This window comes from Amycolatopsis lurida, from assembly GCF_900105055.1.
Classification (GTDB): Bacteria; Actinomycetota; Actinomycetes; order Mycobacteriales; family Pseudonocardiaceae; genus Amycolatopsis; species Amycolatopsis lurida.
The window spans coordinates 1177984-1190053 of the sequence record NZ_FNTA01000004.1; the positions used below are offsets into that span (position 1 = coordinate 1177984).

At 70.7% G+C, this 12070-nt stretch carries 9 protein-coding genes; 7 read left to right on the forward strand and 2 right to left on the reverse strand.

Features of this window, described 5'->3' with window-relative positions; all coding sequences use genetic code 11:
* The first annotated feature begins 52 nt into the window (after nucleotides 1-52).
* Complete coding sequence (locus BLW75_RS10630) at nucleotides 53-1318, forward strand: ribonuclease D (RefSeq protein ID WP_034318085.1); 1266 nt, start codon at nucleotides 53-55, stop codon at nucleotides 1316-1318.
* Between the two features lie 7 nt (nucleotides 1319-1325).
* On the opposite strand, the gene BLW75_RS10635 is transcribed toward BLW75_RS10630, so the two are convergent.
* Nucleotides 1326-1982, reverse strand: coding sequence for a TetR/AcrR family transcriptional regulator (locus BLW75_RS10635; RefSeq protein ID WP_034318082.1), 657 nt, complete (start codon nucleotides 1980-1982; stop codon nucleotides 1326-1328).
* A 178-nt stretch (nucleotides 1983-2160) separates the two neighbouring features.
* On the opposite strand from BLW75_RS10635, the gene BLW75_RS10640 reads away from it, so the two are divergent.
* The 6 genes from BLW75_RS10640 to BLW75_RS10665 all read left to right on the forward strand — a co-directional run bounded on the left by BLW75_RS10640 (nucleotide 2161) and on the right by BLW75_RS10665 (nucleotide 11070).
* Nucleotides 2161-3627 carry an amino acid permease gene (locus BLW75_RS10640; RefSeq protein WP_034318079.1) on the forward strand — a complete coding sequence of 489 codons (1467 nt, stop codon included), beginning with the start codon at nucleotides 2161-2163 and terminating at the stop codon, nucleotides 3625-3627.
* 11 nt (nucleotides 3628-3638) lie between these two features.
* Nucleotides 3639-4472 carry an urea amidolyase associated protein UAAP1 gene (locus BLW75_RS10645; RefSeq protein ID WP_034318076.1) on the forward strand — a complete coding sequence of 278 codons (834 nt, stop codon included), beginning with the start codon at nucleotides 3639-3641 and terminating at the stop codon, nucleotides 4470-4472.
* Complete coding sequence (locus BLW75_RS10650; protein WP_034318073.1) at nucleotides 4469-5080, forward strand: urea amidolyase associated protein UAAP2; 612 nt, start codon at nucleotides 4469-4471, stop codon at nucleotides 5078-5080. Before BLW75_RS10645 ends, BLW75_RS10650 begins: the two co-directional genes overlap by 4 nt.
* Nucleotides 5077-8640: an urea carboxylase gene (uca, locus tag BLW75_RS10655; RefSeq protein WP_034318070.1), complete on the forward strand. Its 3564-nt coding sequence runs from the start codon at nucleotides 5077-5079 to the stop codon at nucleotides 8638-8640. The genes BLW75_RS10650 and uca overlap by 4 nt, the downstream gene beginning before the upstream one ends.
* The gene (locus tag BLW75_RS10660) at nucleotides 8637-10250 is read left to right on the forward strand and encodes an allophanate hydrolase (RefSeq protein ID WP_034318067.1); all 1614 of its coding nucleotides are present in this window, start codon (nucleotides 8637-8639) and stop codon (nucleotides 10248-10250) included. Before uca ends, BLW75_RS10660 begins: the two co-directional genes overlap by 4 nt.
* 232 nt (nucleotides 10251-10482) lie before the next feature.
* Entirely contained in the window at nucleotides 10483-11070 is a 588-nt protein-coding gene (locus BLW75_RS10665; RefSeq protein ID WP_034318064.1) for a D-alanyl-D-alanine carboxypeptidase family protein, read from the forward strand.
* 21 nt (nucleotides 11071-11091) lie between these two features.
* Here the strand turns inward: BLW75_RS10665 and bla are convergent, their stop codons facing one another.
* Nucleotides 11092-12009, reverse strand: a complete 918-nt coding sequence (gene bla, locus BLW75_RS10670) for a class A beta-lactamase (RefSeq protein ID WP_034318328.1) — start codon at nucleotides 12007-12009, stop codon at nucleotides 11092-11094.
* Between the last annotated feature and the right edge of the window lie 61 nt (nucleotides 12010-12070).

Here is a 12070-nt window from a genome sequence, read left to right on the forward strand (position 1 = left end):
TGCGGGGCGGGCGGACCAGGCGCGGCCCGCTCGTCCCGTAGGGTCTTCACCTATGGAAGGCGACCGACCCGGAGAACCGCAGACGGACCCGAAGACCGGCACCGATGACACCGGTGGACCGGTCCTCCTGCGTGAGCCCGCCGAGGGCACTCCACCGGTGATCGCCGACGCGACCGCCCTCGCCGAAGCCTGCGCGAAGATCGCCGGCGGCAGCGGGGCCATCGCCGTGGACACCGAACGCGCGTCCGGCTACCGATACTGGCCGAAGGCCTATCTCGTGCAGCTGCGCCGCGAAGGCGCCGGCTCCTTCCTCATCGACCCCATTCCGCTCGAAGGGCAGCTCGAACCCCTCGCGGAAGTGCTCAACGACGCCGAATGGGTGCTGCACGCGGCCTCGCAGGACCTGCCGTGTCTCGCCGAACTCGACCTGCACCCGAAGAGCCTCTTCGACACCGAACTCGCCGGACGGCTCGCCGGATACGAACGGGTCGCCCTCGGCACCCTCGTCGAACTCCTCCTCGGCTACCAGCTGGAGAAGGGCCACAGCGCCGCCGACTGGTCGAAGCGCCCGCTTCCCGTCGACTGGCTGAACTACGCCGCCCTCGACGTCGAGCTGCTCATCGAGCTGCGGGAGAAGCTCGAAGCCGACTTGGCCGCCCAGGGCAAGCTCGAATGGGCCCAGCAGGAATTCGAGGCCGTCCGCACCGCGCCGCCGCCCGCCCCTCGGGCCGAGCCATGGCGCCGGACGTCCGGCGTGCACAAGATCCGCAGCGCCCGCGGCCTCGCCGCCGTGCGCGAACTGTGGCAGGCGCGTGACGAGCTCGCCCGCAAACGCGACCGCGCGCCGAGCCGGATCCTGCCCGACAGCGCGATCATCAACGCCGTCACCGCGGACCCGAAGACCGTCGACCAGTTGCAGGCGCTGCCGGTGTTCAGCGGCCGGGTCCAGCGCAAGTACACCGCGAGCTGGCTGCGGCATCTGCAGGCCGCCCGGGCTCTCCCCGCCGACGAACTGCCGACCCCCGCGCAGCAGACCGACGGACCGCCGCCGGTGAACCGGTGGTCGGACAAGGATCCCGACGCCGCCGCCCGGCTTTCGGCGGCCCGCGCGGCGCTGTCCGCGATCGCGGAGGACCGGCGGCTCCCGGTGGAGAATCTGCTGCTGCCGGAGCTGGTGCGCCGCACCTGCTGGCGTCCGCCCGCGGATCTGAGCGAGGACTCGGTCGCCCAGGTCCTCCGTGACGGCGGTGCCCGCCCGTGGCAGGTCGAGCTGACGGTGGCGGCGCTGAGCAAGGCGCTTCAGGCCACCGCCGCCTGACCCGGCTTCAGCCCTCCAACAGGTCCCGCGCGGCTTCGCGCAGCGCGGTGTCCGGTTCCCCGAGACCAGTGAGCCTCAGCACGCCGTCGGCCCCTTCGACGGCGTGCGCCTCGACGTCCAGATCCGGCTGGTCACGCCGGACGATCGCGATGCTCTCGACGAGCCCGAACACGAGATCGGTCCGGATGCCGCGAAGGTCACCGGGGACGCCGGCCGCCGCGACGAGCGAGCCGTAGACGCGTTTGAGTTCCGCCCGCTCCGCCCGGAAGCGGGCCAGCCGCGGCGACGAGATCTCGGGCAGCAGGTACAGGGCGCCGAGGTTGTGCCGCGCGCTGCCGAGCAGATGGATGTCCGCGTAGGCCAGCGCCCACAGCCGCGTGCCGACCGGCGCGAGCTTGGCCGAAAGCCCGCCCGCGACGTCCAGTGACGGCCGGACGGTGTCCTCCAGCAGCGCCGCGAGAATGTCCTCTTTGGACGGAAAGTGGTAGTAGAGCGACGCCTGGCGCAGTCCGGCGCGTTCGGCGATGGCCCGCGTGGTCGTCGCCGCGTACCCGGCGCCGGTGAACAGCTCCCCCGCCGCGTCCAGGACGGCGAGCCTCGCCTCCCGCTTGCTCGCGGCCGCGCCGCTGGCTCTCGGCCTGCCCACCCCGGTCGTTTTCGTCATCTATCCGATCCTGCCATTTCTCCGCGAAGATCTTTGTTACGTCCGGCGGTCGGCCCAGGTTACCGAATCCGGTATCTGTTAACACCGCGCTTACCCGGCGGAGATCGGAAGGATCCCGCACGCGCTTAATTTCGGTCAGCCGATCGAAATCCGGCCCTTGAGACAGGAGCCTCCGCAAATGCCTTCCGAAGACCTTTCCGCCTTCGGGTACCGCCAAGAACTCCGCCGGACACTGGGCGGTTTCTCCGCCTTCGCCGCCGGTTTCTCCTTCGTTTCCATCCTGACCACGGTGTTCCAGCTGTTCGCCTTCGGCTATTCCTTCGGCGACACGCTCTTCTTCTGGACCTGGCCGCTGGTGATCGCCGGGCAATTGCTCGTCGCGCTCAACTTCGCCGAACTCGCCGCCCGATTCCCGCTGGCCGGCTCGGTTTACCAGTGGGCGAAACACCTCTCCCCCGGATTCGCGGGGTGGCTCGCCGGCTGGATGATGCTGGTGGGCTGCGTGGTGGCGCTCGCCGGTGCCGCGATCGCGCTCCAGGTCGTCCTCCCGTCGGTCTGGAGCGGGTTCCAGCTCGTCGGCGGGGATCCGGCGATCACCTCCCCGACCGGCGCCAGCAACGCGGTCCTGCTCGGCACCCTGCTGATCGTCCTCACCACCGCGATCAACGCGGGCGGCGTGCGGCTGATGGCGCGGATCAACGACATCGGAGTCGGGGCCGAACTCGTCGGCGTGCTCGTGCTGATCATCGGTCTCGCGCTGTTCGCCGTCCGCGGCCCGCAGGTCGTGCTCCAGCCCGCCGGCGAAAGCCCGGGAGCCGGTGGTGTCCTCGCTTCGGCACTGATGGCGGCTTACGTTCTGTACGGCTTCGATACCGCCGCCTCCGTCGCCGAGGAGACCAAGGACGCCCGCCGCATCGCGCCGCGCGCCGTCCTACGCGCGCTGTTGATCTCCGGGGTCGGCGGGCTCGCCGTCGTCATCACCGCGCTGATGGCGGCACCGAGCCTGACCGACGGGCAACTCGCGGGGAAAGGCCTGCCGTACGTGATCACGGCCGTCTTCGGCGACACGCTCGGCCGGATCTTCCTCGCCGACGTCGCGATCGCGGTCGTCGTCTGCACCCTGACCATCCAGACCGGCACCGTCCGGCTGATCTACTCGATGGCCCGCGACGGCGCGCTCCCCGGCGCCAGGAGGCTTTCGGCGGTCAACGCCCGCACCGGCACGCCGATCGCGCCCGCGGTGCTTTCCGGGATGCTCGCCATCGGGCTCCTGCTGCTGAATCTGGGAAATCCGACGATCTTCAGCACCATCACCGGCACTTCGGTGGTCGTGGTCTACCTCGCCTATCTCCTGGTGACCGGGCCACTGCTGATCCGGCGCCGCCAAGGCCGGTTCAGCGCCGAACCCGGCCATTTCTCCCTGGGACGATGGGCTATTCCGGTCAACATCGCGGCAGTAGGGTACGGCGCGATGATGATCGTCAACATCGCTTGGCCACGAGCCGAGATCTACGACCTGGCGGGCACCGGTTCCGTCTGGGTCCTGTTGTTCCCGATCGAGTTCGTCGGCGCCGCGCTGCTCACCGGCTACCTCTGCTGGCGCCGCCGCTCCGCGCTCACCACGGTTCCCGTCCCCGCGACCTGAAGGAAGGTTCCATGAGCACGACATCGACCACGTACGGCGCTCGCGACCACGCCCGCGCCCAAGCGGGCACGGTGGCCGAAGCGATGCCCGCCATCCCCGCGGCCGGCTGGCCGGATCCGCCGCCCGGGATCGACCCGGCGAAGCTGGTCTGGGCCGAGACCGTCGCCGGTGGTGGCTATACCCACAAGGTCCTCGCCCGCGGCACCGAGTTGCGGCTGACCGACGTCGAGGGCGACGCCTGCGCGCATCTGCTGCTGTTCAACGCCGACCAGCCCTGGGAGCGGCTGAACGTCGCCGACACGGTGAAGGTCCAGTGGAACGCCTATCTCGGCGAGGCGATCGCGCTGCTTTCGGACCAGGCGCGGGTGCTCGCGACCGTCGTCACCGACGAGAGCGGCAAGCACGACGCCCTCTGCGGAACGTCCACTGTGGACGGAAACGCCGAGCGCTACGGGGACGGGAGCCCGCAGGGCGATTCGCCGTCGGGGAACGCGCTGTTCACCCTCGCCGCCGCCAAACACGGCCTCACCCCGCGCGATCTGCCGCCGAGCCTGTCCTTCTTCCAGGGCGTGCACGTGGAGGCCGACGGCGGGCTGACCTTCACCGGCTCGGCGGGCGCCGGCAGATCCGTGGTGCTGCGCACGGAACTCCCGGTGGTCGTCCTCATCGCCAACGTGGCGCATCCGCTCGACCCCCGTCCGGACTACACGGTCACCCCGTTGCGCGTCCTCGCCCAGCGCTCCGCGCCGTCCACTCCGGACAGTCCTGAATGGACGGCTTCGCCCGAGGCGCAGCGCGCCTTCGAGAACACCGCCGATTACCTCACCGCAAGGGGCCTGGCATGACGATCATCTCCGACACCGAGGTCGCCGCGCGGGCGCCGTACTCCACCGTGCTCCGCGAGGGCGAGACGCTCGCGATCATCGATCTCGGCGGCAACCAGGCCGTCGACTTCCTCTGCTACGACGCCGCCGACACGGCGAAGAGATACAGCGCGGCCGCCACGATCACCGCGCAGCGCAACATCTTCCTCACCACCGGCAGCGTCCTGCGCACCGGCGAGGGCGCGCCGCTGCTGACCGTCGTCGAAGACACCTGCGGACGGCACGACACGATCGGCGGCGCCTGCAGCAAGGAGTCGAACAGCCTCCGCTACGGCCAGCACACGCGGTACCAGCACGCCTGCGTCGAGAATTTCCTGACCGAAGGCGCCAAATGGGGCCTCGGCAAACGGGATCTGGTCAGCAACGTCAACTGGTACATGAACGTGCCGGTGGAACAGGACGGCACACTCGGCATCGTCGACGGCATCTCGGCACCCGGCCTGGAGGTCAAGCTGCGCGCCGAAACCGACGTGCTCGTGCTGGTGTCGAACTGCCCGCAGATCAACAACCCGTGCAACGGCTTCGACCCGACGCCGGTCCGGATGATCGTCACCGGCGGTGACGCGTGAAGCTGCTCGTCGCCAACCGGGGGGAAATCGCGGTCCGCGTCATCCGGACCGCAAGGGAGATGGGCATTCCGACGGTCGCCGTCTACTCCGACGCCGACCGTACGGCCGCGCACGTACGGCTTGCCGACGAAGCCGTCCGGCTCGGCCCGGCACCGGCGAGGGAGAGCTACCTCCTCGCCGACGCCATCATCGAAGCCGCGTTGAAGACCGGGGCGGACACCATCCACCCGGGTTACGGCTTCCTGTCCGAGGACGCCGCTTTCGCCAGGGCGGTGGAAGCGGCCGGAATCCGGTTCGCCGGACCGGCGGCGGACCATCTCGAAGTCTTCGGCAGCAAGCACACCGCGCGGACGAAGGCCACCGAGGCCGGTGTCCCGATGCTGCCCGGCACCGGGTTGCTGGACACCCTGGCCGACGCCGAAGCGGCGGCCGCCGAGGTCGGCTATCCGGTGATGCTCAAGGCCACCGGCGGTGGCGGCGGGATCGGCATGCGTGCCTGCGCGTCCGCCGTCGAACTGCGCGACGCCTGGGAAGCGGTGCAGAGCATCGCGGCCAAGAACTTCTCGACCCCGGGCGTGTTCCTGGAACGGCTCGTGACCCGCGCGCGGCACGTCGAGGTCCAGGTGTTCGGTGACGGCGCGGGCAAGGTACTGGCGCTCGGCACGCGGGACTGCACCTTGCAGCGGCGTAACCAGAAGGTGCTCGAAGAGTGCCCCGCACCGGGCCTGCCCGAAGCGGTGCGGGAGAAGCTGGTCTCGTCGGCCGTCGACCTCTGCGCATCCGTGCATTACCGGTCGGCCGGGACGGTCGAGTTCATCTACGACCCGGACCGTGAAGAGGCCGCGTTCCTCGAAGTGAACACGCGGCTGCAGGTCGAGCATCCGGTCACCGAAGCGGTGTACGGGATCGACCTCGTCGCGTGGATGCTCCGGCTCGCCGACGGCGACACCGGGATGTTCACGACCACGCCGTCGCCGCGGGGGCACGCCGTCGAGGCCCGGGTCTACGCCGAGGACCCGGCCGCCGGGCACCGGCCGAGCGCGGGCCTGCTGACCCGCGCGGACTTCCCCGAAGGCGTCCGAGTCGACACCTGGGTCGAGGCCGGGGCGACCGTGACGACGCATTACGACCCGTTGCTCGCCAAGGTGATCACCGTCGGCGCCGACCGGGACGAGGCACTGGCCGCACTGCGCGCCGCACTCGGCGAAAGCCGGGTCGACGGCGTCCGGACGAACCTCGGCCAGCTGCGCGCGGTCGCCGCCGATCAGCGGCTGCGCGACGTCGGCCACGACACCGCGACGCTGGACACGATCGCCGATCCCGAGCCGCGGATCGAGGTCCTGCGGGGCGGCACGATGACCACCGTCCAGGACTGGCCGGGGCGGCTGGGCTTCTGGCACGTGGGGGTGCCGCCGAACGGGCCGATGGACGATCTGTCCCTGCGGCTGGGCAACCGCGCGCTGGGCAATCCCGAAGGCGCGGCCGGCCTGGAGTGCACTGTGGACGGTGTCTCCCTGCGATTCACCGAAGACGCAATCGTTTGCGTCACCGGATCGCCGTCACCGGTGACCGTCGACGGTTCACCCGTCCCCCAATGGGCGCCGATCGAGGTCCCCGCCGGTGGCGTGCTCGACGTCGGCACCGGGACCGCCGGGCTCCGCGCGTACGTGCTCGTCCGCGGCGGGATCGACGTGCCGGACTTCCTGGGCAGCGCGGCGACGTTCACCCTCGGCGGCTTCGGCGGGCATGGCGGCCGCGCGCTGGCGACCGGTGATGTCCTCTCCCCCGGTCCGGAACCGGGGCACGCCACCGGTCCGGTCCCCGAAGCCGAACGCCCGGTTTTCGCGGCACACTGGGAGATCGGCGCGGCCGAGGGACCGCACGCCGCGCCGGAGTTCTTCACCCGGGAGGACGTCGAGACGTTCTACGCCACGGACTGGGAAGTGCACTTCAACTCCGCGCGGACCGGCGTCCGGCTCGTCGGGCCCCGGCCACGCTGGGCGAGGGAGGACGGCGGCGAGGCGGGTTTGCATCCGTCGAACATCCACGACACGCCGTACGCGATCGGCGCCGTCGACTACACCGGCGACCTGCCGATCCTGCTGGGCCCGGACGGGCCGAGCCTCGGCGGTTTCGTCTGCCCGGCGACCGTCGTGACCGGGCAGCGCTGGAAACTCGGCCAGCTGCGGCCGGGCGACACCGTGCGGTTCGTGCCGATCACCCTCGAGCACGCCGGCGCGTTGCATGACGAACCGGCCAAGGCGGTCAAGGCGAGCCGGACACCGATCGACGACGGTGGCATCCTCGGCCGCCTGTCCACATCGGACGAAAACCCCGAGGTCACCTACCGGCGCAGCGGCGACGACAACCTGCTGATCGAGTACGGGCCGATGAAACTCGACCTGGCCCTGCGGATGCGGGTCCATGCCCTGGCCGACAGGCTGGCCACGGAAGGGCACGACGGCGTCGTCGACTTGACGCCGGGCATCCGCTCGCTGCAGGTGCACGTCGACCCGGACGTGCTGCCGGTGCCGAAACTGCTCGGCCTCGTGCAGGAGGTGGAGCACGATCTGCCGCGCACCGCCGAGCTCGTGGTGCCGAGCCGGACCGTGCGGCTGCCGTTGTCGTGGGACGACCCGGCGACGCGCGAGGCGATCGAGCGGTACATGGCGGGCGTACGCGACGACGCGCCGTGGTGCCCGTGGAACATCGAGTTCATCCGGCGGGTCAACGGTCTGTCCAGTGTGGACGACGTCTACCGCACGGTCTTCGACGCGGAGTACCTGGTGCTCGGCCTCGGCGACGTCTACCTCGGCGCGCCGGTGGCCACTCCCCTGGACCCGCGGCACCGGCTGGTCACCACGAAGTACAACCCGGCGCGGACCTGGACCGCGGAGAACTCGGTCGGCATCGGCGGCTCGTATCTGTGCATCTACGGGATGGAAGGCCCCGGCGGGTATCAGTTCGTCGGGCGGACCGTCCAGGTGTGGAGCGGCTGGCGGCAACGCGGGTCGTTCGAACCGGGTTCGCCGTGGCTGCTGCGCTTCTTCGACCGGATCTCGTGGTACCCGGTGACCGCGGAGGAGTTGCTCGACCTTCGGGCTCGGAGTTCGGCGGGAGAACTGGACCTCGACATCACCGACGGCGAGTTCGCGCTGGCCGACCACGAGCGGTTCCTGGCCGACAACGCCGCCGACATCGCCGCGTTCCGGGCGAAGCAGAGCGCGGCGTTCGAGGCGGAACGGCAGGCCTGGGCGGCGGCGGGCGAATTCGACCCGCGACCGGAACCCGTCGGGGCGAAAGTCCCGACCACGAAGGTCGAGGCGCCGCCCGGTGGGCACGTCGTCGAGGCACCGTTCGCCGCGACCGTGTGGCGAGTGGACGTCGAGCCCGGCAAGAAGGTCGGCGCGGCGGAGACGCTGGTGATCCTCGAAGCGATGAAGACCGAGGCGCGGATCCCCGCGCCCGCCGCCGGGGAGGTCGTCGAGGTGCTCGTCTCCCCCGGTGATCAGGTCGCCCCCGGCACGCCGCTGGTGGTACTGGGAAGGAGCGCGGGATGAGCGTGCTGGAACGGGTGCGCGCCGCGTACCACCGGATCGTGCGGGTCGACCGGCCCGAGATCTGGATCGACCTGCACCCGGAGGAAGCCGTCCTCGCCGACGCGGAGAAGCTGGAAGCCCGTCGCGCGGCGGGGGAATCCTTGCCGCTGTACGGGAAACTGGCCGCGGTGAAGGGCAACATCGATGTCGCCGGGCTGCCGACGACGGCGGCCTGTCCCGGGTACGCCTACTCGCCCGCCGAGGACGCGCCGGTGGTGGCGCGGCTGCGCGCGGCCGGGGCGCTGATCCTGGGCACGACCAATCTGGACCAGTTCGCGACCGGGCTGGTCGGCACGCGCAGCCCGCACGGCGCGGTCCGGAACGCGATCGATCCGGCGTACGTCGCGGGTGGGTCGAGTTCGGGGTCGGCGGTCGCGGTGGCACTCGGGATCGCGGATCTCGCGCTGGGCACGGACACCGCCGGATCCGGCCGGGTCCCGGCGGCGTTCAACGGGATCGTCGGGCTGAAGCCGACGCGGGGGCTGCTGCCGACGGCCGGTGTCGTGCCCGCGTGCGCGAGCATCGACTGCGTGACCGTGTTCGCGCGGACGGTCGACGAGGCTTCGGCGGCGTTCGCCTGTCTGAGCGAGCCGCGGGATCTTCCCGTGCTGAACCGTCCTTTCCGCATCGGCGTGCCGTCCGAGGTGGGGCCGCTCCAGGAGGGGTGGGCCGAGGCGTTCTCCACGGCGGCCCGGGAGTTCCGTGACGAGGGCGCGGAACTGGTCCCTGTCGACATATCGCCGTTCCTGGACGCGGCGCGCCTGCTGTACGAAGGCGCCTTCGTCGCCGAGCGGTACTCGGCGGTCGGTGAGTTCATCGACACTCACCCGGATGCCGTCGATCCGGCCGTGCGGCGGATCATCGGCGCGGCGAAGGACATCCCGGCACACCGGTTGTTCAGCGACCTCGCGACGCTCGGGGATCTTTCTCGTGAAGCGTCGGCAGTGTTGTCCACTGTGGACTGCCTCTTGCTTCCCACGACGACGGAACACCCGACGATCGCCGACGTCGAGGCCGATCCGCTGGGCGTGAACGCGCGGCTGGGCCGGTTCACGAACTCGACGAACCTGCTGGGCCTGTCGTCGCTGGCCGTGCCCGCCGGCACCGTCGGCGGGTTGCCGTTCGGGGTGATGCTGGTCGGCGCCGCGTACGCCGACCGGATCCTGGCCGACGTCGCCCGCTCGGTGCCGCGGCGGACACGGATCGCCGTCGTCGGCGCCCATCTGCGCGGTCAGCCGCTGAACCACGAGCTGACCTCGCGGGGCGGCAGGTTCGTTTTCGCCGGGCCGACCGCGGCCGAATACCGGCTCCACGCACTGGACACCGTGCCGCCCAAACCCGGTCTCGTCCGGGTCGCTTCGGGCGGCGCGGCGATCGAGGCCGAGGTGTGGGACCTGCCGTTGGGCGGCTTCGGCGAGTTCGTGGCGGGCGTTCCCGCGCCGCTGGCGATCGGCAAGGTGCGGCTGGCCGACGGGAGCGAGGTGTCCGGGTTCGTCTGCGAGCCCGGCGCGGTGGAGGGCGCCGAGGACATCACGAGGTACGGCGGGTGGCTCGGATACCTGAGCCGCTGAGCGTCTCGTAGGGCCCGTCGCCACGTCGACTCGGCGCCGGGCCGGATGTTCCCGATGTCGCATCAGGGACGCTGAGCGTCTCCAATGCGGCATTGGGGACCCGGCTCGTGTCGCCCAAGGACCCGGGCACACACCCTCCACCTGGCCTTTTCCGATTCGGTTGGCTTCCCGTAGCGTTCTGGGAACAACCTCACAAACCCTGGCGCACCGCCGGACACTGGGTAGCTTCGGGGTGGTGCCGACCACATCCACCCCCAGCCGCCGGACCGCGATCAGTGTGCTCGTGGCGCTGGGCCTCGTCGGGGCCGCGATGGTGACACTGGGCGCCACCGGAGTGGCCGTCAAGCCGGTGAACGGGCAGGCGCTCGCCGTCCTCGAAGAGGTTCCCGGACCCGAGAGCGGCCCGACGTGCGCCGTCGACAAGCGTTATGTCGACGAAGACACCTTCGGTATGCGCCCGGACGTGATCGAAGCGTGGAACGCCCTGCGCGCCCAGGCCAAAGCACAGAACGTCACGCTCTGCGTGAACGACGGCAAGCGCAGCCGGAGCCAGCAGCAGCGCGAGTTCGACAAGGCGGTCGAGCGGTTCGGCTCCGTGGAGCAGGCCAAGAAGTGGGCGTTGCAGCCGGAGACGTCCATGCACGTCAAGGGAATCGCCGTCGACATCCAGCCGCTGAACTCGGCCGCGTGGGTGGACAAGAAGGGTGGCGCGCTCGGCTGGTGCCGCCGCTACGACAACGAGAAGTGGCACTTCGAGTACGACCCGGCCTACAAGACCAGCGGTTGCCCCGCCCTGCTTCCCAGCGCCACCGGCAACTAGCGCGTCACTCGCGAGTTCGGTCTAGGCCAGCGTTTCGGCCACGTACTTCGCGGCTTCGGCGAGCAGGGCCTGGTCGTACGGGGCGTCCTTGGCCGCCTTGCTGGACATGATCGCGACGACGAGCGGCGGCTTGTCCGGCGGCCAGACGACGGCGATGTCGTTCAGCGTGCCGTACTCGCCGGTCCCCGTCTTGTCGGCGACGGTCCAGCCGGACGGCAGGCCGGCCCGGATCCGCTGGGCGCCGGTGGTGTTGCGCTGGAAGAGGTCGCGCAGGAAGTCCCGCTTGTCGGCAGGCAGCGTGTCGCCCAGCACGATCTTCCGGTAATCGGCGGCGAAGGCCCGCGGTGTCGTGGTGTCGCGCAGGTCGCCCGGGGTGGCCTCGGTGATGGCCGGTTCGATCCGGTCCATCCGTGTGACGGTGTCGCCGAGGCTGCGCGTGAACGCCGTCAGTTCGGCGGGGCCGCCGAGGTCCCGCAGCAGCAGGTTGCCCGCGGTACCGTCGCTGAACCGGATGGCGGCGTCGCACAGCTGGCGGATCGTCATGCCGGTGGCCACGTGCCGCCCGGTGACCGGAGCGTGTTTCACCAGGTCGTCCCGCGAGTAGTCGACCCGGGTTTCCAGATGTGACAACGGATTGCGCTGCAGAACCGCGGCGGCGGCCACCCCTTTGAACGTCGAGCAGAACGCGAAGCGCTCGTCGGCGCGGTGCTCGACCGTGGCGCCGCCTCCGGTGTCGACCGCGTACACGCCGAGCCTGGCGTCGAACTTCTTCTCCAGCTCCATCAACCGGTCGTGGAACTGGCGCGTGGTGGACGGCGGAGGCGGTGGAGGGGTCGAAGTGCCCGGCGGCGGAGTCCCGCGGGTACAGGCGGCCAGCGACGCGAGGACCGCCATCCCCAGTAGCGCACGACGGGCGACGGCCGGCCCCGGCGAGTTCATCGTGATCCCTCCCCTGATCACTTCGAACATAGCAACTTCCCCACCGCCCCCGGATCGGCCA

What these genes read in the sequence shown, in the direction of transcription:
- BLW75_RS10630 (WP_034318085.1), top strand. Translation starts at nt 53, where the DNA reads ATGGAAGGCGACCGACCCGGAGAACCGCAGACGGACCCGAAGACCGGC.
- BLW75_RS10635 (WP_034318082.1), bottom strand. Translation starts at nt 1,982, where the DNA reads ATGACGAAAACGACCGGGGTGGGCAGGCCGAGAGCCAGCGGCGCGGCC.
- BLW75_RS10640 (WP_034318079.1), top strand. Translation starts at nt 2,161, where the DNA reads ATGCCTTCCGAAGACCTTTCCGCCTTCGGGTACCGCCAAGAACTCCGC.
- BLW75_RS10645 (WP_034318076.1), top strand. Translation starts at nt 3,639, where the DNA reads ATGAGCACGACATCGACCACGTACGGCGCTCGCGACCACGCCCGCGCC.
- BLW75_RS10650 (WP_034318073.1), top strand. Translation starts at nt 4,469, where the DNA reads ATGACGATCATCTCCGACACCGAGGTCGCCGCGCGGGCGCCGTACTCC.
- BLW75_RS10660 (WP_034318067.1), top strand. Translation starts at nt 8,637, where the DNA reads ATGAGCGTGCTGGAACGGGTGCGCGCCGCGTACCACCGGATCGTGCGG.
- bla (WP_034318328.1), bottom strand. Translation starts at nt 12,009, where the DNA reads ATGAACTCGCCGGGGCCGGCCGTCGCCCGTCGTGCGCTACTGGGGATG.